Genomic DNA, 19,499 nt, shown 5'->3' with positions numbered 1-19,499 from the left:
CCAGGACGTTGATAGGCTGGGTGTGGAAGCGCAGTAATGCGTTAAGCTAACCAGTACTAATTGCTCGTGAGGCTTGACCCTATAACTTTGATGACGTTGATCATCAAGGTGGTTATGCCAAGTAAGGCGCAGTCAAAATACAAAGCTGATTTACAGACTCTATGAATTCGTTGTGTTGCTCCGTGAGCAGCACGACAACAAGTTATGCCTGATGACCATAGCAAGTTGGTACCACTCCTTCCCATCCCGAACAGGACAGTGAAACGACTTTGCGCCGATGATAGTGCGGGTTCCCGTGTGAAAGTAGGTCATCGTCAGGCTCTTACAGCCCAAGAAACCCCGTAGCCCAAAGCTACGGGGTTTTTTGCATTGGGGTGCAGGAAACGGGGGAAACAGGCAGAACAGCCAAAACGGACAGCCAAACGAACATCCAAAACGGACATCCCAAAAAAAGAGAGCGCTGACGCGCTCTCTTTTTATTCCTGCCGGGCTTCTTCGTCGCACCCGGATGCAACATCCGGCGCAGTTTCCTGTGGCCAATTCCGCTAGCATTGACGTTAACGTCAACGTCGCATTCCCATGGCCGCCGGCTGTGGATGCTGGCGGACTCTCCAGCCATGTCGACTACCTACACCATCAGCGATCTTGCCAAGGAGTTCGATCTCACGACCCGAGCCATCCGCTTCTATGAAGACATGGGCTTGCTTGAGCCCGAGCGCGCCGGGCCTGGCGGGCGCAATCGCGTTTACAGCGCGCGTGATCGCACACGTCTTCGCCTGACCTTGCGGGCCAAGCGGTTGGGACTGTCTCTGAACGAAGCCAAGGAGATCATCGATCTCTACGACAGCCCCCGCGACACGGGCGTGCAACTGCGCAAATTCCTGGAAGTGCTGGCTGTGCATCGCCGCCAGCTCGAGGACCGCCTGGCCGATCTGCAGGCCAACCTGGCCGAGGTGCGAGAGCAGGAATCCGAGGCCCGCACTCTGTTGAAACACCTGGATGGGAAAAATGCTTCATAATTGACGTTTACGTAAACGTAATTTGTGAGGCTTGCCTTGACCGTGCTCTGCCTGGAACCTGCCAACAGCGACTTTGCCCGCCGTGTGCGAGACAGTTTTGCACGCCAGGGCGCGATGCACACCCTGGGCGCCGAGCTGTCCCTGCTGGAGCCCGGTGCCGTCGATGTCTGCCTGGACTGGGCGCCCGGGCTGACGCAGCAGCATGGCTTTTTGCATGCCGGCATGGTTTCCACGGCGCTGGACTCCGCCTGCGGCTATGCAGGGCTGACCCTGATGCCGGCCGATGCTGCTGTGCTCACCATCGAATTCAAGATCAATCTGCTGGCCCCCGCCAAGGGCCAGCGCTTTCGCATGGAAGGCCGGGTGATCAAGCCGGGCCGCACGATCATCGTGACCGAGGGGCGCGCCTATGCCATCGACGAAGGCCGCGAAAAACTGATTGCCACCATGGGCTGCACGCTGATGTGCGTGCAGGGCCGCGATCTGGCCGACTGAGCCGGGCGGCGTTCTTTCACCAAATTTCCACAGGAGACACGAGATGAGCCTTTCCAACCTGCCGGGCCTGAACTTCCAACTGGGCGAGGACATCGACGCGCTGCGCGATGCCGTGCGCGAGTTCGCACAGGCCGAGATTGCACCGCGCGCCGGCGAGATCGACCGCGACGACCAGTTCCCCATGGACCTGTGGCGCAAGTTTGGCGATCTGGGCGTGCTGGGCATCACCGTGTCCGAGCAGTACGGCGGCGCCAACATGGGCTACCTGGCCCACATGGTGGCGATGGAGGAAATCTCGCGTGCCAGTGCCTCGGTGGGCCTGTCCTATGGCGCGCACAGCAATCTTTGCGTGAACCAGATCAACCGCAACGGCAACGAGGCGCAAAAGGCCAAGTACCTGCCCAAGCTGATCAGCGGCGAGCACGTGGGCGCGCTGGCCATGAGCGAGCCCGGCGCTGGCTCGGACGTGATCAGCATGAAGCTCAAGGCCGAGGACAAGGGCGGCTACTTCCTGCTCAACGGCACCAAGATGTGGATCACCAATGGTCCCGATGCCGACACCCTGGTGGTCTACGCCAAGACCGAGCCCGAGCTGAACGCCCGCGGTGTGACTGCCTTTCTGATCGAGAAGGGCATGAAGGGCTTTTCCATTGCCCAGAAGCTGGACAAGCTGGGCATGCGTGGCAGCCACACGGGCGAGCTGGTGTTCGAGAACGTCGAGGTGCCGGCCGAGAACGTGCTGGGCGGCCTGAACAACGGCGCCAAGGTGCTGATGAGCGGCCTGGACTACGAGCGTGCCGTGCTGACCGGCGGGCCACTGGGCATCATGCAGTCGGTGATGGACAACGTCGTGCCCTACATCCACGACCGCAAGCAGTTCGGCCAGAGCATTGGCGAGTTCCAGCTCATCCAGGGCAAGGTGGCCGACATGTACACCGTGCTGCAAGCGGGTCGCTCATTTGCCTATACGGTCGCCAAAAACCTCGATCTGCTGGGAACGGAGCATGTTCGCCAGGTCCGCAAGGACTGCGCCAGCGTCATCCTGTGGTGCGCCGAGAAGGCGACATGGATGGCCGGCGAAGGCGTTCAAATCTATGGAGGTAATGGGTATATCAACGAATACCCACTGGGTCGCCTCTGGCGGGATGCGAAACTCTACGAGATCGGCGCCGGCACCAGCGAGATCCGTCGCATGCTGATCGGCCGCGAGCTGTTCGCAGAGACCTGCTGATCCCGCACCCGCCTGCCGCGCCGTTCTTGAGTTTGACCCAACAAAAGGATTGCTTATGAGCACAACCTCCATCGAAGAACTGTTTGTCCATAACCGCGAATGGGCCCAGCAGATGGAGCGTGACCGGCCCGGTTTCTTCACCGGGCTGTTGTCGCAGCAAAAACCCCGCTACATGTGGATCGGCTGTTCCGACAGCCGCGTCCCTGCGAACCAGATCACGGGCCTGGAGCCCGGCGAGGTGTTCGTGCACCGCAACGTGGCCAACGTGGTCGTGCCCAGCGACCTGAACTGCCTGTCCACCATCCAGTACGCGGTGGACCAGCTCAAGGTCGAGCACCTGATGGTCGTGGGCCACTATGGCTGCGGCGGCGTGCTGGCGGCACTGGAAGATGTGCGCGTGGGCCTGGCCGACAACTGGATCCGCCATGTGAAGGATGTGCGCGACAAGCACCAGGCGCTGCTGGCCAGCCTGTCCCCGCAATGGCGCCACGATGCGCTGTGCGAACTCAATGCCATCGAGCAGGTGATCAATGTGGCGCAGAGCACGGTGATGCAGGATGCCTGGGCGCGGGGCCAGAAGGTCACGCTGCACGGCTGGTGCTATGGCCTCAAGGACGGCCTGATCACCAATCTGCAGATGACCGTGCCCGGTGTCGGCGGCATCGCCAACATCCATGCCGAGGCTGTCGAGCTGGTCGCCAGCCGCCAGCGCGACTGAGCGGCCATGGCAGGCGGGACCCCGGGAGACTTCATGCCGATGCCTGCCCAGGACACCCTGCTTGCCCATGACATCGCGCGGGCGATGATGGATGGCTTCAACCGCCATTACCGCCTGTTCCGCGCCGAATCCGCCCGCGCCAAGCACCGCTTCGAAACCGCCGACTGGCTGGGCCAGCAGCGTGCCCAGCGCGAGCGCATCGAGTTCTACGACCTGCGTGTGCGCGAATGCGTGCGCCGGCTGGAAAAGGAATTTGCGGCGGGCGCCCAGCCCATGCCGGTCTGGCAGCAGATCAAGCGCCACTACATCGGGCTCATGGTCAACCACCTGCAGCCTGAGCTGGCCGAGACCTTCTTCAACTCGGTCACCACCAAGATCCTGCACCGCACGCATTTCCACAACGACTTCATCTTCGTGCGGCCCGCCGTCAGCACGGAATACATAGAGAACCAGGAGCCGGCTGCGCGCCCGGCCTACCTGGCCTTCTACCCCACGCGCGAGACGCTGCCGCAGACGCTGCGCGAAGTCGTGGAGCAATTCGCGCTGCAGCGCCCCTTCGAGGACCTGGAGCGCGACATCGCCCGCCTGGCCGAGCGCCTGGAGCCGCAGCTGCAGGCCATGCGCCTGTACGCCAACTTCCAGATCCAGGTGCTGTCCAGCCTGTTTTTCCGCAACAAGGGCGCCTACATCGTCGGCAAGATCATCAACGGCTTTGCCGAGCTGTCCTGGGCCGTGCCCATCCTGCACGGCGACAACGGCCGGCTGGTGCTGCATGCGGCCCTGTTCGGCGAGAAGGACTTCCACGGCCTGTTCAGCTTTGCGCGCGCCTACTTCATGGTCGATACCGACGTGCCCAGCGCCTACGTGCAGTTCCTGCGCAGCCTCATGCCGCGCAAGCCGCGCGCCGAGCTGTACAACGCCCTGGGCCTGGCCAAGCAGGGCAAGACGCTGTTCTACCGCGACTTCCTGCACCACCTGCGGCATTCGCGCGACCAGTTCCGCATCGCGCCCGGCATCAAGGGCATGGTCATGCTGGTGTTCGACCTGCCCAGCTTTCCCTATGTGTTCAAGCTCATCAAGGACCGCTTCGCCGCGCCCAAGGAGATCACGCGCGAACAGGTCAAGGCCAAGTACCGCCTGGTCAAGCAGCACGACCGCGTGGGGCGCATGGCCGACACGCTGGAGTACAGCCTGGTCGCCTTCCCGCGCGAGCGCTTTTCGGATGCGCTGATCGCAGAGATCCTGGAGCATGCGCCCAGCCAGGTCGAGATCAGCGACCGCGACGGCGATGGCCGGCAGGAGGTCATCATCTCCCACCTCTACATAGAGCGGCGCATGGTGCCGCTGAACATGCTGCTGCAGGAGTGCTTCGATGACGGGCTGGACCTGCCGGCACCGCGGCAGCGCCTGGAGAGCGCCGTGATCGAGTACGGCAATGCCATCAAGGACCTGGTCGCGGCCAACATCTTCCCGGGCGACATGCTGTGGAAGAACTTCGGCATCACGCGCGGCGGCAAGGTGGTGTTCTACGACTACGACGAGATCGAATATCTGACCGACTGCCACTTCCGCCAGGTGCCCGCGCCGCGCAACGAGGAGGACGAGCTCAGCGGCGAGGTCTGGTACCCCGTGGGCCCGCGCGATGTGTTCCCGGAAACCTTCGCGCCCTTTCTGCTGGGCAACCCGGCCGTGCGCGAAGTCTTCATGCGCCACCATGCCGACCTGCTCGACCCCGCCTTCTGGCAGGCGCACCAGCAGCGCATCCGCGAAGGCCATGTCCACGATGTCTTCCCCTACGAGCGCAGCCGCTGGCTGGCCTGACCCGTTTTCCCTTTCTTTCACCATCACGACAACCCAGGAGACAAGCATGCAAGACCCCATCGTCATCGTCGGCGCAGCCCGCACCCCCATGGGCGCCTTCCAGGGCGACTTCGCCGACCTCGCGGCCCATGATCTGGGCGGCGCCGCCATCAAGGCGGCCGTGCAGCGCGCGGGCGTGGCGCCCGAGAAAGTGGACGAAGTGCTGTTCGGCAACTGCCTGATGGCGGGCCAGGGGCAGGCGCCCGCCCGCCAGGCCGGCTTCAAGGGCGGCCTGCCGCGCAGCACGGGCGCCGTGACCCTGTCCAAGATGTGTGGTGCCGGCATGGAGGCCACCATCCTGGCGCACGACCAACTGGTCGCAGGCAGCCGCGATGTGGTGGTCTCCGGCGGCATGGAGAGCATGACCAATGCACCCTACCTGCTCAAGAAGGGCCGTGGCGGCTACCGCATGGGCCACGACAAGGTCTATGACCACATGATGCTCGACGGCCTGGAGGACGCCTACGAGCCCGGCCGCTCCATGGGCACTTTTGGCGAGGACTGCGCCGCCAAATACCACTTCACGCGCGAGCAGCAGGACGCCTACGCCATCGAAAGCGTCAAGCGCGCCCAGGCCGCCACTGAAAGCGGCGCCTTCGCCGCCGAGATCACGCCCGTCACCGTCTCCACGCGCAAGGGCGACGTCACGGTCAGCATCGACGAAGGCCCGGCCAAGGCCAAGCTGGACAAGATTTCCAGCCTCAAGCCCGCCTTCAAGAAGGACGGCACGATCACGGCGGCATCGAGCTCCAGCATCAACGACGGCGCCGCCGCCCTGGTGCTGATGCGCGAATCCACGGCCAAGGAGCTGGGCTGCAAGCCGCTGGCGCGCATCGTTGCCCATGCCACGCATGCCCAGGAGCCCGAATGGTTCACCACAGCCCCCGTGGGCGCCACGCAGAAGGCCCTCAAGAAGGCCGGCTGGACGGCGGCGGACGTGGACCTGTGGGAAGTCAACGAAGCCTTTGCCGTCGTGCCCATGGCCCTGATGGCCGAGCTGGGCGTGCCGCGCGACAAGGTCAACGTCAACGGCGGCGCCTGTGCGCTGGGCCACCCCATTGGCGCCAGCGGTGCGCGCATCCTGGTCACGCTGCTGCACGCCCTGCAGGCGCGCGGCGGCAAGCGCGGCCTGGCCACGCTGTGCATAGGCGGCGGCGAGGGAACAGCCATGGCGATAGAAATGGTCACCCCCTGAGGCGCTGCGCGCCCTCCCCTGAAAGGGGGACGACACCCTCGGTGCGGGGCGGCCCTTCCTCGGTGTCTCTGATTTGCATTGCGCCAGTTTTATGGGCAGCGCCACAGACGTCCAGAGAGCTAGACTTGGATCGGCCGATCCGCTATTACTTTGACCTCTCGACCATGATTACCAGCGAAGAACAGTTGCGCAGCCTGTATGCCATGCCGGCCGAAAGGGCCTTGCTCAAGCAGCAGGTGGACCTGGACCGGCACTGCCTGCGCTTCATCGCGCTGTCGCCGCTGTGCATCGTGGCCACGGGGGGCGGGGCGGGCGCGATGATGGATGCCTCGCCGCGCGGCGGCAAGCCGGGCTTCATCAAGGCGCCCGATAACCAGACGCTGCTGATTCCCGATTCGGGCGGCAACAACCGCCTGGACAGCTTCAGCAACCTGATCGCCGATCCGCGCATCGGCCTGCTGTTCATGGTGCCGGGTTTCGACGAGACCCTGCGCGTCAACGGCGTGGCCAAGCTGCGCGACGAGGCCCATTACACGGCGCTGTTCGCCAGCGAAGGCTTCCGGCCCAAGATCGTTCTGGAGATCCAGGTGCAGGAGGCCTATCTGCACTGTGCCAAGGCCCTGATGCGCGCCCGGCTCTGGAAGCCAGAGTCCCAGGTGTCGCGCAACGTCATGCCCTCGGTGAACCAGATGGTCCATCAGCAGATCGGCCTGCCTGCGCCCACCGAGACGCAGGAGGCCATGGTCGAGCGCTACGAAAAGCAGATCGCGGACGAGCAGGGCCGCTGACCGCATTCCATTTGAAAGGTCGAAAGACATGGCAGTCACTCTGGTGTTGGGAGCCTCGCGCGGGCTTGGTTTTGCCTTGGTGGAGGCCTATGCGGCCCAGGGCCGCAGCGTGGTCGCCACGGTGCGCAGCGAGGCCGACCGCGAGCGCGTCGAGGCCACGGGCGCCAAGGTGCTGCTGGTGGATGTGGCCGACCCGGCCAGCGTCAGCGGCCTGGCCTGGCAGCTCGACGGCGAGAAGATCGAGTTGGCGCTGTATGTGGCCGGAGTGTGGGATGCCCACAGCTCGGCCACGCCGCCCACGCGCGAGCAGTTCGACCGCGTCATGCACACCAATGTGCTGGGCGCCATGCAGGTGCTGCCCCAGGTGGCGCCGCTGGTCGAGGCGGCGGGCGGCGTGTTCGGCCTGTTCTCCAGCCAGATGTCGCTGCTGGCCGACGCCGAATCCGACGCCTGGCTCTACCGCGTCAGCAAGGCTGCGCTCAACATGGTCGTGGCCAGCGCCCAGCCGCAATGGCCGGGCGCCACCGTGGTCGCGCTGGACCCGGGCTGGGTGCAGACCGACATGGGTGGCGCGGCTGCCACCTTCACCGTGGAGCAAAGCGTGCAGGGCCTGGTGCGCACGCTGGCCGGCGTCACGCCGGCCGACCGGGGCCGCATGCTGCGGCATGACGGGCAGCGCATCGCCTGGTAGATCCGACGGCAGATCCGGCCAGCGCAACGAACAACGAAACAAGAATCAGGAGACAAGACATGCTGCTCAACGCAGACCAGGAAATGATCCGTGACGCGGTGCGCGACTTCGTGCGCACCGAAATCACGCCCCATGCCGCACGCTGGGACAAGGAACACCACTTTCCCAAGAACGTGCACCAGGGCCTGGCGGCGCTGGGCGCCTACGGCATCTGCGTGCCCGAGGAGTACGGCGGCGCCGGCCTTGACTACCTGAGCCTGGCCCTGGTGCTGGAGGAAATCGCAGCCGGCGACGGCGGCACCAGCACGGTGATCAGCGTCACCAACTGCCCCGTCAACGCCATCCTCATGCGCTACGGCAGCGAGGCGCAAAAGCAGCAATGGCTGGCGCCGCTGGCGCGCGGCGAGATGCTGGGCGCCTTCTGCCTGACCGAGCCGCATGTGGGCTCGGACGCCTCGGCGCTGCGCACCACGGCCACGCGCGACGGCAGCGACTACGTGATCAACGGCGTCAAGCAGTTCATCACCAGCGGCAAGAACGGCGACGTGGCCATCGTCATCGCCGTCACCGACAAGGCGGCGGGCAAGCGCGGCATGAGCGCCTTCATCGTTCCGACCTCCGCACCCGGCTACCAGGTGCTGCGGCTGGAGGACAAGCTGGGCCAGCACAGTTCGGACACGGCCCAGATCCAGTTCGAGGGCTGCCGCATCCCCGCCGCCAACCTCATCGGCGCCGAGGGCGAGGGCTACAGGATTGCGCTGTCGGCGCTGGAAGGAGGGCGCATCGGCATTGCCGCGCAAAGCGTGGGCATGGCGCGTGCGGCCTTCGATTGCGCGCTGCAGTACTCCAAGGAGCGCGAGAGCTTCGGCCAGCCCATCTTCAACCACCAGGCCGTGGGCTTTCGTCTGGCCGACTGCGCCACGCAGATCGAGGCCGCGCGCCAGCTGATCTGGCATGCGGCCAGCCTGCGCGATGCCGGCCTGCCCTGCCTCAAGGAAGCGGCCATGGCCAAGCTGTTCGCCAGCGAAATGGCCGAGCGCGTGTGCAGCGCCGCCATCCAGACCCTGGGCGGCTATGGCGTGGTCAGCGACTTCCCCGTGGAACGCATCTACCGCGACGTGCGCGTCTGCCAGATCTACGAGGGAACGAGCGACGTGCAGAAAATTCTCATCCAGCGCGCCCTGGCCTGAGGTCAATCCCCCACGCTGCGGGTCGGGCCGGATGGCCCTGACACCCGCAGGGCTTAGCATGGAGCATCGCCGGCACGGTGCCCGAGAGAGGCGGGCAGCCGTTTCCGGCAGGTTTGTGACCACCTTCGCAGGAGATCCCGACATGCCCATCGCTTCCGTCAACGGCCAGAACCTGTACTACGAGGACACGGGCGGGAGAGGCCCGGTCCTGGTGTTTTCGCACGGGCTGCTCATGGACCACACCATGTTCGCTCCCCAGGTCCAGGCACTGCAGGGGCGCTTTCGCTGCATCAGCTGGGACGAGCGCGGCCATGGCCAGACGGCAGACCCCGCGCAGTGCGCACCCTTCGACTACTACGACTCGGCCGACGACCTGGCCGCCCTGCTCGAGCACCTGGGCGTGGAGCGCGCGGTGCTGGTGGGCATGTCGCAGGGCGGCTACCTGTCGCTGCGCTGCGCGCTCATCCACCCCGAGATCGTGCGCGCGCTGGTGCTGATCGACACCCAGGCCATGCTGGAAGACCCCGAGCAGATGCCCCACCACGAAGCCTTGCTGCGCGCCTGGATGGAGCATGGCCTCAGCGACGACATGGCGACCACGGTGGAGCGCACCATCCTGGGCCAGGGCTGGAGCGGCGCGGCCGCTTGGCGTGCCAAATGGAAGAAGGCCACGCCCATCAACCTGGGGCAGAGCTTTCTGGCGCTGGCCCAGCGCGATGACATCAGCCCGCGCCTGCCCGACATCCATGTGCCGGCCCTGGTCATCCATGGCACGGACGACACCGCCATCGCGCCCGACCGTGCACGCGCCATGGCCAAGGCCTTGCCCAGGGCGCAGTGGGTGGAGGTGCCGGGTGCCGGCCATGCGGCCAACCTCACGCATCCGCAGCCCGTGAACCTGGCCATCGAGCGCTTCCTGGAGCAGCTCGACTGACAGGGCCTGCCGGGCAGGGGGTCAGACCGGCGGATCGCCCTCGTTCTCGCTGTCGCGGCGGCGCAGGACGACGGTGATGCTGCCGTCGGTCTCCAGCGTGGCGCGCTCCACCTCTCTGAGGTGCAGGCAGCCGCCCGCACGCAGCGCGGCCTCGATATCGTCGCGCGTGATGCGTTCCTCGCGCATCAGGTCTTTGTTCAGGTGTCCGTCCCTGATCAGGGCCTTGGCCTTGCCGTCGATGAGCCGCTCCAGCGCGGGAAAGCGAAAGGTCAGCCAGGACAGCAGCAGATGGCACAGGATCAGCGTGGAGGCCGAGACCATGCCACCGATCAGCGAGTTGTCCCCGGCATTCATGGAGTTCTGCACCGCATTCGACAGGATGAGCAGCAGCACCAGGTCGAACGGCGCGTACTGCCCCGTCTGGCGCCGCCCCGTCAGCCGAAGGAACACCAGCAAAAACAGGTAGACGGCCACGCCGCGCACCACGAACTCCCACCACGGGACCGACATTGAAAACATGGGCTCTCCTTACAGGCCCGAGGGCCCGCGGTCAGTATCATGGCCCGCCTGTCCTCCATCAAGAACCCGGTCGCAGCAAGGCGGCCGTGACTGACATGCATTCCTGCTCCCGCGCCGTCCTCCCCCAAGTTCCGCAAGTTCTGCAAGTTCCGCAGGGCCAGCCGCTATGAGCGCTGCCGCCACTTTCCCGGCCTGTCCCTGCGGCCAGCACGATGCCAAGGGCCGTCCCCTGGCCTTCGATGCCTGCTGCGGCCGCTACCTGGACCATTTCGACGACTGCCCTGCGCCCGACGCCCAGGCCTTGATGCGCTCGCGCTACAGCGCCTTCGTGCGCGAGGACACCGCCTATCTGCTGGCCACCTGGCACGCCAGCCAGCGGCCCGCCACGCTGGACTTCGAGCCTTCGGCACGCTGGCTGGGGCTAGCGGTCAAGGACTTCCGAAGCACCGGCGAGGACAGCGCCGAGGTGGAATTCGTCGCGCGCTACCGCGTGGGCGGCCGCGCCGTGCGCCTGCATGAGCGCAGCCGTTTCGTGCGCGAAGCCGGGCGCTGGCTCTACGTGGATGGCGACCAGTTCTGAACACGGCGGCGGCCCTGCCGAGCCGCTGTGGAAACTGCAGCAGCGCCAGCGGCTGCTGCTGTCCATCGCATCGCGGGGCTCGTCCGAGGCGGCGGCCCTCATCATCCCCGGCATCGTGGTCTGGTTGCAGCGGCACGAAACGGGCGCCTTCCAGGTGCCGCTGCTGCTGTGGTGGCTGGGCATGGCGTTCATGGCCTGCGTCTTTGTCGGGTTGCGACGCCAGTTGCGTCGGGACCTGGGTGCTGCCGTGCCATCGGCCGAGCTGCCAGCGCGGCTGCAGCGCTGGGAGCGCGTGATGGGCCGCATGGCCCTGCTCAACGCCGGTTCCTGGGCGCTGGCGATACCGCTGACCCATGGCAGCGGCCATGAATTCCGGCTTTTCATCTACCTGGTGCTGTGCGGCGTCGTGGCCTCGGCCGCCACCTTTCTGGCGCCGGCGGCTGCCGTGTTCAAGCGCTTCTTCGGCGTGCTGTACGGCGCCATGCTGCTGGCCGTGGTCTGGTACTTCACGAACAGGGGCCTGTACCTGCTGCCGCTGCTCATGCTGTATGGCGCCACCATCGCGCGCCATGCCTGGGGGGCGCGCCAGCTCATGCTGCAGCAATGGGCGCAGGAGCGTGACCGCCAACTGCTGGCCGAGCGCTACCTGGCCGCCAAGGAGCAGGCCGAACAGGCGCTGGAGGCCAAGAGCCGCTTCCTGTCGGCCGCCAGCCATGACCTGCGCCAACCGCTGCATGCCCTGGGCCTGCTGGTGGAAACCGCCCGCCAGCGCAATGCCGACGGCGAACTGGCAGGCGTGCTTGACGATGCCCAGGCCTGTGCCCAGTCGCTGGGCACCATGTGCAACGACCTGCTGGACCTGTCGCGGCTGGAGAACGGCACCTGGGAGCTGCGCGCCCAGGTGATGGACCTGCGCATTCTGCTGGGCGATGCCACGCGCCTGTTCGCGGCCGAGGCGCGCCAGCGCGGGCTGGTGCTGCGCTGGCGCGTGGCGCGCGGCATGGATAGCCTGGTGCGTGCCGATGAGGCCCTGCTGCGCCAGATGGTGTTCAACCTGCTGCACAACGCCCTGCGCTACACCCAGCGCGGCGGGGTGCTGCTGGCCGCCCGCGTGCACGGCGGGGGCTGGCGCATCGAGGTCTGGGACACGGGCCTGGGCATTGCGGCCGAAGACCGGCCCCATGTCTTTGCACCGCACTTTCGCGCGCGCTCAGGCCAGGCGGCCCGGCGCGCGGCTCAGCCTGCGGCCGACCACCTGCCCGGCGTGAGCAGCCAGGGCCTGGGCCTGGCCGTCGTGGCCGCAGCCGCGCGGCGCATGGGCGTGGAGCACGGCCTGCTGTCCACGCCGGGGCGGGGGTCCTGCTTCTGGCTGCAATTGCCGTCCAGCCTGAATGTGCAGGCGGCCTTGCCGCAGTCCGAGGGATCGTCCGAGGGACCGCAGGCACAGGCGCAGGCCCGGCCGCCCCTGCTCCAGGGCCGGTGCTGGGTGGTCGATGACGATGCGCAGGTGGCGCGGGCCCTGGCCGGCCTGCTGCGCGATTGGGGGCTGCAGGTGGATGTGGCTGCCACGGGTCGCGAGGTGGCCGACTGGCTGGCGGCGGGACAGCATCCCGATTTCGTGCTGTGCGACCACCATCTGGCCCAGGGCGAGAACGGCTTTGCGCTGCTGCAGAACGTGCTGGCGCAAGCGCCGCAGGCGGCGGGCGCCCTGCTCAGTGGCGAGCCGTCACCGGCGCTGGAGCAGGAGGCGCAGGAACTGGGCTATCTGCTGCTGCGCAAGCCCGTGGACCCGCTGGCGCTGCTGGCCCTGCTTCAGCGCAGGCTGGCCGTGGCCGGCGCCTGAACCGTATCGGTCGGCGGCACGGAGGGCGGCAGCTCCAGCGCAATGCCCTGCATGCGCGTGATGGCGTCGATGCGGCTGTGCACGCCCAGGCGCTGCAGGGCGCCGGCCACATGCTCCTTGACCGTGTGGGGCGACAGGTGCAGCAACTGCGCAATGCTGGGATTGGGCAGGCCGCGCAGCACGAGGTCCAGCACCTGGGCCTGGCGCGGGGTGAGGCCCAGCTCGGCCGCCGTCATGCGGATGGCATGGGCGCCGCCCGGCGCCTGTGGCGCCAGCGGGGCAGCGGGGAACCAGGTCTCGCCGCGCAGCAGGGCCGCCACGGCCTGCTGCAGCACCTGCGGCGGCTGCGACTTGAGCACAAAGCCATGGGCCCCCGCCGCGCGTGCCTTCAGGGCAATTGCGCCATGCGTGTCGCCGCTGGTCATGAGCACGCGGCAGGCGGGCGCCAGCGTGCGGATTTCGCGCACCACGTCCGTGCCCGCGCTGGCACCCAGCCAGAAATCCACGATGGCCAGATGCGGCGATCCCCTGCCGGCCATGCACTGCAGGCCTTCGCCCGCATCGGCCACGGCATGGACTTCGGACAGGCCGAATTGTTTCAGGAACTCGGACACGCCCATGGCCGTCAGCGGGTGGTCGTCGATCACCAGGGCATAGCGCCCCGATTGGAGACAGGAGGAATCGGTCAGGAGGGGATGGCTGTGCATGGTCCGCGCAAAGGCATGTCGAAAGGGCTGGAGCGCCAGGGCGCGCCCGGATACACCTTGCGCACATCGTAACGATTACCCCCCGGCCGGGGGTGACCGGATGTCGGCCAACTCCCCAAAATCGCCGCCGATGCCCTGAGATTCCGCATGGAACGGGCACGTATTCAACGAGAAGGGGAGATAGTCATGAAGATGGTACAGCTCACGCGCCGCAGTGCGGCATTGATGCTTCTGGGAACCCTGGCCGCCTGTGGCGGCGGCGGTGGTGGTGGATTGGGAGAACCGGGCGGCGGAGATCCCGGCAATGGCGGAAATCCCGGCAACCCCGGCACGCCCGGCAACCCCGGCGGCGGCACGACGACCCCGGTGACCGGCCAGTACCGCATGGAGACGGCTGCCGAAAACTTCGACGCGGCCCTGTCCGCCATGAACACGCTGGGGGCGCAAGGCTATGCCTTCACCTACAGCCTGGCCTCGGGCGGCACGACCTTCCCCGTTCCCATCGGTGACTTCTACGTCACCGACACGGCCCACACCGGCACGCGCCTGGACTACCGCATGGTGGCCGACGTGGCGGGCGTCTCGGCCCTGGTGGCCCAGCTCAATGCGCAGGGTGCGCAGGGCTACCTGTACAAGTCGGGCATGGCGTTCCCCAGCAGCACGCAGGACCTGCGCAACCTCTATGTGCGCAGCAGCAGCGCCGCCGCCACCTACAGCTACGAGACGCGCCCCGCCGTGGGTGCGCTGGACACGTCCGGCTTCACGCAGCAACTGGCCGAGATGAGCGGCCGGGGTTTCCGCTACACGGGCCCGCTGATCTCGGGCGACGAGATGTTCAACCTCTACGTCAAGGACTCCAAGGCGCCGGCCTTCGAGTACGCGGTGTTCGCCCTGGCCGCGCCCTTCGGCATGGCCAACGGCACGGCGCTGAAGCAGCGCCTGGACGAGATGGGTGCCAAGGGCCACCTGCTGCGCGGCGCCCTGGTGCTGCGCGGCAATACCGAAGGCGTGCAGCTGTACGAAAAGAGCGGCGACCAGCAGGGAGCCATCGAGTACCGCCTCGAATCCGTGTCCAACAACGCCAGCCTTGCGCAGCGCCTGGAGCAGTTCAACCGCAACGCGGCCGAAGGCTTTTTCGCCTTCGGCGATGTGGTCACCGACGATGGCCAGTTCCATTCCATCTCGGTGCGCAACGTCAAGCGCATGGTCCATCCGCTGGCCGGTGCATCCTTCCCCTGAGCAGGGCACAGGCATGCGCGGCCGGCGCATAATCCGGCCATTTTCCGCAGCAAGGGCGCCCCAGGGCGCCCTTGCTCAGTTTGTTTCGAGAATCCATCCATGACTGCTTTCGAGGCCGTGCTCTTCGACTGTGACGGCGTGCTCGTCGACAGTGAATCCATCACCAACCGCGTGCTGTGCACCATGCTCAATGAATCGGGCTGGCCCATCAGCACCGAGGAATGCCTGCGCGAATTCATCGGCAAGACCGTGCGCAGCCAGGCCGCGCTGATCGAGGCGCGCACCGGCAAGCCGCTGACCGACGCATGGATGGCCGCTTTCTACGAGCGCCGCAACGCCGCGCTGCGCGCCGAGCTGGTGGCCATTGACGGCGCGCTGTCCGCCGTCAGCGAATCCCATGTGCTGTGCGCTGGCCGCATCGCCTGCGCCTCGGGCGCGGACCGCGCCAAGGTGGAGATGCAGCTGGCCCAGGTCGGCATGGCCCCGTATTTCGAGGGCCGCGTCTTCAGCGGCCATGAGCTGCCGCGCAGCAAGCCCTTTCCCGATGTGTACCTGGCCGCCGCCGCCGCCCTGGGCGTGGAGCCGGCGCGCTGCCTGGTCATCGAGGACACGGTGACCGGCGTCACCGCCGGCGTGGCCGCAGGCGCCACGGTCTGGGGCTACTTCCCGGCCGACCAGGGCCACGCATCGGCCGAGCAACTGCTCGAAGCCGGCGCCAGCTGCGTGTTCGGCGACATGGGCGAGCTGCCTGCCATGCTGCGCGCCATCGGGCAGGCCAGCGCCAGCGCTTGAGCCTGAGCCGGCCCTAGCGCAGCCGCGGCGAAGGCGTCTCGTCCACGGCCTGCGCACGCGCGGCCTGCTGCTCGGCCTGCAGCGCCCGCTGGAAGGCGGGCCGCTGCTGCAGGCGCTGCCAGTAGGCCTGGGTGGCAGGCCCCCATTGCGGCTCCATCTCCAGGTGCGCCGACAGCATCAGCGCATAGCCCACGGCCACGTCGGCAGCGGTGAAGCGGTCTGCCGTGAGCCAGTCGCGCTGTTCCACGGCATGCTCCACGGCGCGCAGCCGCGCGAGGAACCAGCGCTGGTAGTCCTGGGCCACCTGGGGCTGGCGCCGTTCGGCCGGCTCGAAGTGCGCATAGCGCAGCACCAGGGTCTGCGGGAAGGTCAGCGTGGCATCGCTCATGTGCAGCCAGTTGAGGTAGGCCGCAAAGCCCGCCTCCTGCGGCTGCACGGACAGGCCCGCCCCGGGGTGCAGGGCGGCCAGGTATTCGCAGATGGCGGCTGACTCGGTCAGCCTGGCCTCGCCGTGGCGCAGCAGCGGCACCGTGCCCAGCGGGTTGAGCTCCAGGTAGCTGCGCTGCAGCGCGCGCGGCGGAAACGGCAGCATGTGCAGCGTGTAGGGAAGCTGCAGTTCTTCGAGCATCCACAGCGCGCGGAAGGAGCGCGCGCTGACGCAGTGGTGGAGATGGTGCATGCGCAAAGCCTAGGCCAGATGCGCGGACGGCGGCTGTCGCGCAGGATGCAAATCGCGCCAGGATGCGCGCGGCCCTCACTCGGGCCGGGCTCGCGCGCTCTTGCGGAATTCGGAAGGCGACAGCCCCGTCCACAGCCGGAAGGCGCGGATGAAGCTCTTGTCGTTGAGAAAGCCGCAGGACTGGGCGATGCGCTTGATGGGCCGGCTGGTGCGCAGCAGCAGGGCCACGGCACGCTCGCGCCGCACCTCGTCCTTGAGCGCCTGCAGCGAGGCGCCTTCTTCCTTGAGCTGGCGATGCAGGCTGCGCTGGGACAGGTGCAGCTGGCGCGCCAGCGTGTCGGCCGTCTGCAGGCATTCGGCGTCGGCCGCCAGCAGCTGGCGCACGCGCTGCACCAGCTGGCGCTCGCGCCGGTAGGGGCGCACCTGCAGCGGCAGGGCGCGCTGCAGCATGCGCTGCAGCGCAGGCTCGTCGCGCGTCAGCGGCATATCCAGAAAACGCGCGTCGAACTGGAGGCAGGCCCGGGCTGCGCCAAACTCCACCTCGCCCGGCGGGAACAGCAGCGCATACACGCCCGCATGCGGCGGGGGATCGAAGGGAAAGCAGGCGCGCCGCAGCGGCAGCGGCTCATCGATGAACCAGCTGGCCAGGCCGTGGATATTGCGCAGCACCGACAGCAGGCAGAACTCGCGCATGGCGCCCAGCGTGGACAGCTCCTCGATGGCCAGCGTGGCCAAGCCGTCTTCCTGCGTCAGCGTGAGGCGGATGTCGTCGGCCAGCAGGCCATGGTGGCGGCACCAGCGCGCCAGCGCCAGGCCCAGCTGCTCGCTGCCCATGCTGGCGCGTGCCAGCATGCCGTAGCTGCCCCAGGGCAGGCGCCGGGAGAACCAGCCCAGGGCCTCGTCGTCGAGTTCGCGCATGGCGGCATCGGACAGTGCCTCCATCTGCAGCGCCGTAATGCACTCGTTGCGCTCTTTGACGGAGTCTGGCGCGATTTGTGCCTTCTCCAGGGCGGATAGGGCGCTGATGCCCCGGCGTTCGTAGGCCAGCATAATGGCCTGCACAAAGGCCATGGGTGTGACTGCAGGGTGTGCGGAGGCCATGGTGGCGGCCGCCTGGGGCAGGGGGGTCTTGACCAGCGAGGGGGTGAACATGCTGGCAATTATTGCAACCTTCGTGGCCTGTTCTGCTCGGGGTTGGCCCTTATGCTGCCACGCAATAGCTGCCGTGACGGGGCAGGCCACTGCATTTGCCCGTCCCAGGCGCCGCCGACGACACAGGAGACAACGCATGCCCGCCCAGAACGCCCCGCTCGCTTCCAGCCATGCCCAAGGCCGCACCGATGTGCCGCTGATCGAGCAGACCATCGGCGACTTCTTTGCCGACATGGCGGCCCGCCAGCCCGATCGCGAGGCCCTGGTCAGCCGCCACCAGGGCCTGCGCTACAGCTATGCCGGCCTGCACAGCGAGGCGCGCCGCCTGGCCAGCGCGCTGCTGGGCCTGGGGCTGGACAAGGGCGACCGCGTCGGCATCTGGTCGCACAACAACGCCGAATGGGTGCTGATGCAGCTGGCCACGGCCCAGGTCGGCCTGGTGCTGGTGAACATCAACCCGGCCTACCGCACCTCCGAGGTCGAGTACGCGCTCAACAAGGTCGGCTGCAAGGCGCTGGTGACCATGGCGCAGTTCAAGACCAGCGACTACCTGGGCATGCTGCGCGAACTGGCACCCGAGCTGGCCACGGCCGAGCCCGGCCGCCTGCATTGCGCGCGCCTGCCCCAGCTGCGCAGCGTGGTCTGGATCGACGTCGCAGGCCAGGGCGAAGAGCAGCCCGGCATGCTGCGCTTTTCCAGCCTGCTGGCGCGCGGTGATGCGCAGGATGCGCGCATCGACGCCGTGGCCGCCACGCTCAAGAACACCGATCCCATCAACATCCAGTTCACCAGTGGCACGACGGGCTTTCCCAAGGGCGCCACGCTGACCCACCGCAACATCCTGAACAACGGCTTTTTCATCGGCGAGTGCATGCGGCTGACGCCCGAGGACCGGCTGTGCATTCCCGTGCCGCTGTACCACTGCTTCGGCATGGTGCTGGGCAATCTGGCCTGCTTCACGCATGGCTCGGCCATCGTCTACCCGAATGACGGATTCGATCCGCTGCTGGTGCTGGAGACCGTGCAGGCCGAGCGCTGCACGGGCCTGCACGGCGTGCCCACGATGTTCATCGCCGAGCTGGACCACCCGCGCTTCAAGGAGTTCGACCTGAGCACGCTGCGCACCGGCATCATGGCCGGCTCGCCCTGCCCCATCGAGGTGATGAAGCGCGTGGTCAGCGACATGCACCTGTCCGAGATCACCATCGCCTACGGCATGACCGAGACCAGCCCCGTCAGCTGCCAGAGCGATGCCGACACGCCGCTGGAGCGCCGCGTGTCCACCGTGGGCAAGGTGCAGCCGCACCTGGAGGTGAAGATCGTCGACCCGGCCACGGGCGAGGTCGTGGCGCCCGGCGTCTCGGGCGAGCTGTGCACGCGCGGCTACTCGGTCATGCATGGCTACTGGGGGACGAGGCCCGCACGCGCGAGGCCATCGACGACGAGGCCTGGATGCACACGGGCGACCTGGCCACCATGGATGAGCAGGGCTACGTGAACATCGTCGGCCGCATCAAGGACATGGTGATCCGCGGCGGCGAGAACATCTACCCGCGCGAGATCGAGGAATTCCTCTACCGCCATCCCCAGGTGCAGGACGTGCAGGTGGTCGGCGTGCCCGATGTGCGCTACGGCGAGGAGCTGTGCGCCTGGATCATCGTCAAGCCCGGCCAGACGCTGACCGAAGACGGCGTGCGCGACTTCTGCAAGGGCCAGATAGCCCACTACAAGGTGCCGCGCTACATCCGCTTCGTCGAGGCCTTCCCGATGACGGTGACCGGCAAGATCCAGAAATTCAAGATCCGCGACGAGATGATCGCCATGCTGGATCTGCGCCCGGCCAGGACCGCCTGAGGGCTGCTTTCAT

The 19,499-nt window shown here is 67.1% G+C and carries 18 protein-coding genes, 2 rRNA genes and 1 pseudogene; 17 read left to right on the top strand and 4 right to left on the bottom strand.

The genetic code is table 11. The features are described 5' to 3' along the window. The 12 genes from CLV01_RS28595 to CLV01_RS28540 all read left to right on the top strand — a co-directional run. Nucleotides 1-81: ribosomal RNA gene (locus CLV01_RS28595) — 23S ribosomal RNA — on the top strand; the annotation flags it as partial. Nucleotides 82-207: 126 nt separating this feature from the next. After that, nucleotides 208-320, top strand: a 5S ribosomal RNA gene (rrf, locus tag CLV01_RS28590). Between the two features lie 297 nt (nt 321-617). Next, nucleotides 618-1,019, top strand: a complete 402-nt coding sequence (locus CLV01_RS28585; protein ID WP_013800379.1) for a MerR family transcriptional regulator — start codon at nt 618-620, stop codon at nt 1,017-1,019. 36 nt (nt 1,020-1,055) lie between these two features. After that, entirely contained in the window at nt 1,056-1,514 is a 459-nt protein-coding gene (locus CLV01_RS28580) for a PaaI family thioesterase (protein ID WP_099732642.1), read from the top strand. Between the two features lie 43 nt (nt 1,515-1,557). Continuing rightward, the gene (locus CLV01_RS28575; protein WP_034397421.1) at nt 1,558-2,745 is read left to right on the top strand and encodes an isovaleryl-CoA dehydrogenase; all 1,188 of its coding nucleotides are present in this window, start codon (nt 1,558-1,560) and stop codon (nt 2,743-2,745) included. Between the two features lie 55 nt (nt 2,746-2,800). Beyond that, nucleotides 2,801-3,463, top strand: coding sequence for a carbonate dehydratase (gene can, locus CLV01_RS28570; protein WP_012207787.1), 663 nt, complete (start codon nt 2,801-2,803; stop codon nt 3,461-3,463). A 33-nt stretch (nt 3,464-3,496) separates the two neighbouring features. After that, on the top strand, nt 3,497-5,284 hold the full coding sequence (gene aceK / locus CLV01_RS28565; protein ID WP_013800382.1) for a bifunctional isocitrate dehydrogenase kinase/phosphatase: 1,788 nt from the start codon (nt 3,497-3,499) through the stop codon (nt 5,282-5,284). Nucleotides 5,285-5,330: 46 nt separating this feature from the next. Then, nucleotides 5,331-6,518: an acetyl-CoA C-acyltransferase gene (locus CLV01_RS28560; protein WP_013800383.1), complete on the top strand. Its 1,188-nt coding sequence runs from the start codon at nt 5,331-5,333 to the stop codon at nt 6,516-6,518. Between the two features lie 164 nt (nt 6,519-6,682). Continuing rightward, a complete protein-coding gene (locus CLV01_RS28555) occupies nt 6,683-7,306 on the top strand; it encodes a pyridoxamine 5'-phosphate oxidase family protein (RefSeq protein WP_034397418.1) in 624 nt (207 codons plus the stop codon). A 28-nt stretch (nt 7,307-7,334) separates the two neighbouring features. Then, nucleotides 7,335-7,997: an SDR family oxidoreductase gene (locus CLV01_RS28550; protein WP_013800385.1), complete on the top strand. Its 663-nt coding sequence runs from the start codon at nt 7,335-7,337 to the stop codon at nt 7,995-7,997. A 59-nt stretch (nt 7,998-8,056) separates the two neighbouring features. Beyond that, nucleotides 8,057-9,187: an acyl-CoA dehydrogenase family protein gene (locus CLV01_RS28545; RefSeq protein WP_012207782.1), complete on the top strand. Its 1,131-nt coding sequence runs from the start codon at nt 8,057-8,059 to the stop codon at nt 9,185-9,187. Nucleotides 9,188-9,329: 142 nt separating this feature from the next. Next, entirely contained in the window at nt 9,330-10,121 is a 792-nt protein-coding gene (locus tag CLV01_RS28540) for an alpha/beta fold hydrolase (RefSeq protein ID WP_099732643.1), read from the top strand. Between the two features lie 21 nt (nt 10,122-10,142). Here the strand turns inward: CLV01_RS28540 and CLV01_RS28535 are convergent, their stop codons facing one another. Further along, nucleotides 10,143-10,640 (bottom strand): DUF421 domain-containing protein, encoded by a 498-nt coding sequence (locus CLV01_RS28535; RefSeq protein ID WP_063328559.1) that lies wholly within the window; start codon nt 10,638-10,640, stop codon nt 10,143-10,145. 166 nt (nt 10,641-10,806) lie between these two features. Here CLV01_RS28535 and CLV01_RS28530 point away from each other — a divergent pair, with 166 nt between their 5' ends. Next, nucleotides 10,807-11,220: a YchJ family protein gene (locus CLV01_RS28530; protein ID WP_099732644.1), complete on the top strand. Its 414-nt coding sequence runs from the start codon at nt 10,807-10,809 to the stop codon at nt 11,218-11,220. Further along, nucleotides 11,204-13,063: a hybrid sensor histidine kinase/response regulator gene (locus tag CLV01_RS28525; RefSeq protein WP_099732645.1), complete on the top strand. Its 1,860-nt coding sequence runs from the start codon at nt 11,204-11,206 to the stop codon at nt 13,061-13,063. Before CLV01_RS28530 ends, CLV01_RS28525 begins: the two co-directional genes overlap by 17 nt. Here CLV01_RS28525 and CLV01_RS28520 read toward each other — a convergent pair. Beyond that, complete coding sequence (locus CLV01_RS28520) at nt 13,033-13,770, bottom strand: response regulator (RefSeq protein ID WP_013800389.1); 738 nt, start codon at nt 13,768-13,770, stop codon at nt 13,033-13,035. The genes CLV01_RS28525 and CLV01_RS28520 overlap by 31 nt on opposite strands. A gap of 186 nt (nt 13,771-13,956) precedes the next feature. Here CLV01_RS28520 and CLV01_RS28515 point away from each other — a divergent pair, with 186 nt between their 5' ends. Beyond that, the gene (locus CLV01_RS28515) at nt 13,957-15,009 is read left to right on the top strand and encodes a hypothetical protein (protein ID WP_012207776.1); all 1,053 of its coding nucleotides are present in this window, start codon (nt 13,957-13,959) and stop codon (nt 15,007-15,009) included. Between the two features lie 99 nt (nt 15,010-15,108). Continuing rightward, on the top strand, nt 15,109-15,801 hold the full coding sequence (locus CLV01_RS28510; protein ID WP_099732646.1) for an HAD family hydrolase: 693 nt from the start codon (nt 15,109-15,111) through the stop codon (nt 15,799-15,801). 13 nt (nt 15,802-15,814) lie between these two features. Here CLV01_RS28510 and CLV01_RS28505 read toward each other — a convergent pair whose 3' ends face one another. Then, complete coding sequence (locus tag CLV01_RS28505) at nt 15,815-16,480, bottom strand: glutathione S-transferase family protein (RefSeq protein WP_099732647.1); 666 nt, start codon at nt 16,478-16,480, stop codon at nt 15,815-15,817. A 75-nt stretch (nt 16,481-16,555) separates the two neighbouring features. Next, nucleotides 16,556-17,632, bottom strand: coding sequence for an AraC family transcriptional regulator (locus CLV01_RS28500; protein WP_016450029.1), 1,077 nt, complete (start codon nt 17,630-17,632; stop codon nt 16,556-16,558). A 136-nt stretch (nt 17,633-17,768) separates the two neighbouring features. Between CLV01_RS28500 and CLV01_RS28495 the strand changes: the two are divergent. Then, nucleotides 17,769-19,486 (top strand): annotated as a pseudogene (locus CLV01_RS28495) (AMP-binding protein). Nucleotides 19,487-19,499 lie beyond the last annotated feature (13 nt).

The sequence above is a fragment of the Delftia sp. 60 genome (genome assembly GCF_002754395.1).
Taxonomy (GTDB): domain Bacteria; phylum Pseudomonadota; class Gammaproteobacteria; order Burkholderiales; family Burkholderiaceae_C; genus Comamonas; species Comamonas acidovorans.
Note: the sequence above shows the minus strand (reverse complement) of the source record. Positions and strands in the feature narration are given on the sequence as shown.

Excerpts from the sequence above, each read along its gene's own strand:
- CLV01_RS28585 (WP_013800379.1), top strand. The coding sequence starts at position 618 with ATGTCGACTACCTACACCATCAGCGATCTTGCCAAGGAGTTCGATCTC.
- CLV01_RS28575 (WP_034397421.1), top strand. The coding sequence starts at position 1,558 with ATGAGCCTTTCCAACCTGCCGGGCCTGAACTTCCAACTGGGCGAGGAC.
- can (WP_012207787.1), top strand. The coding sequence starts at position 2,801 with ATGAGCACAACCTCCATCGAAGAACTGTTTGTCCATAACCGCGAATGG.
- aceK (WP_013800382.1), top strand. The coding sequence starts at position 3,497 with ATGCCGATGCCTGCCCAGGACACCCTGCTTGCCCATGACATCGCGCGG.
- CLV01_RS28560 (WP_013800383.1), top strand. The coding sequence starts at position 5,331 with ATGCAAGACCCCATCGTCATCGTCGGCGCAGCCCGCACCCCCATGGGC.
- CLV01_RS28555 (WP_034397418.1), top strand. The coding sequence starts at position 6,683 with ATGATTACCAGCGAAGAACAGTTGCGCAGCCTGTATGCCATGCCGGCC.
- CLV01_RS28550 (WP_013800385.1), top strand. The coding sequence starts at position 7,335 with ATGGCAGTCACTCTGGTGTTGGGAGCCTCGCGCGGGCTTGGTTTTGCC.
- CLV01_RS28545 (WP_012207782.1), top strand. The coding sequence starts at position 8,057 with ATGCTGCTCAACGCAGACCAGGAAATGATCCGTGACGCGGTGCGCGAC.
- CLV01_RS28540 (WP_099732643.1), top strand. The coding sequence starts at position 9,330 with ATGCCCATCGCTTCCGTCAACGGCCAGAACCTGTACTACGAGGACACG.
- CLV01_RS28535 (WP_063328559.1), bottom strand. The coding sequence starts at position 10,640 with ATGTTTTCAATGTCGGTCCCGTGGTGGGAGTTCGTGGTGCGCGGCGTG.
- CLV01_RS28530 (WP_099732644.1), top strand. The coding sequence starts at position 10,807 with ATGAGCGCTGCCGCCACTTTCCCGGCCTGTCCCTGCGGCCAGCACGAT.
- CLV01_RS28525 (WP_099732645.1), top strand. The coding sequence starts at position 11,204 with ATGGCGACCAGTTCTGAACACGGCGGCGGCCCTGCCGAGCCGCTGTGG.
- CLV01_RS28520 (WP_013800389.1), bottom strand. The coding sequence starts at position 13,770 with ATGCACAGCCATCCCCTCCTGACCGATTCCTCCTGTCTCCAATCGGGG.
- CLV01_RS28515 (WP_012207776.1), top strand. The coding sequence starts at position 13,957 with ATGAAGATGGTACAGCTCACGCGCCGCAGTGCGGCATTGATGCTTCTG.
- CLV01_RS28510 (WP_099732646.1), top strand. The coding sequence starts at position 15,109 with ATGACTGCTTTCGAGGCCGTGCTCTTCGACTGTGACGGCGTGCTCGTC.
- CLV01_RS28505 (WP_099732647.1), bottom strand. The coding sequence starts at position 16,480 with ATGCACCATCTCCACCACTGCGTCAGCGCGCGCTCCTTCCGCGCGCTG.
- CLV01_RS28500 (WP_016450029.1), bottom strand. The coding sequence starts at position 17,632 with ATGTTCACCCCCTCGCTGGTCAAGACCCCCCTGCCCCAGGCGGCCGCC.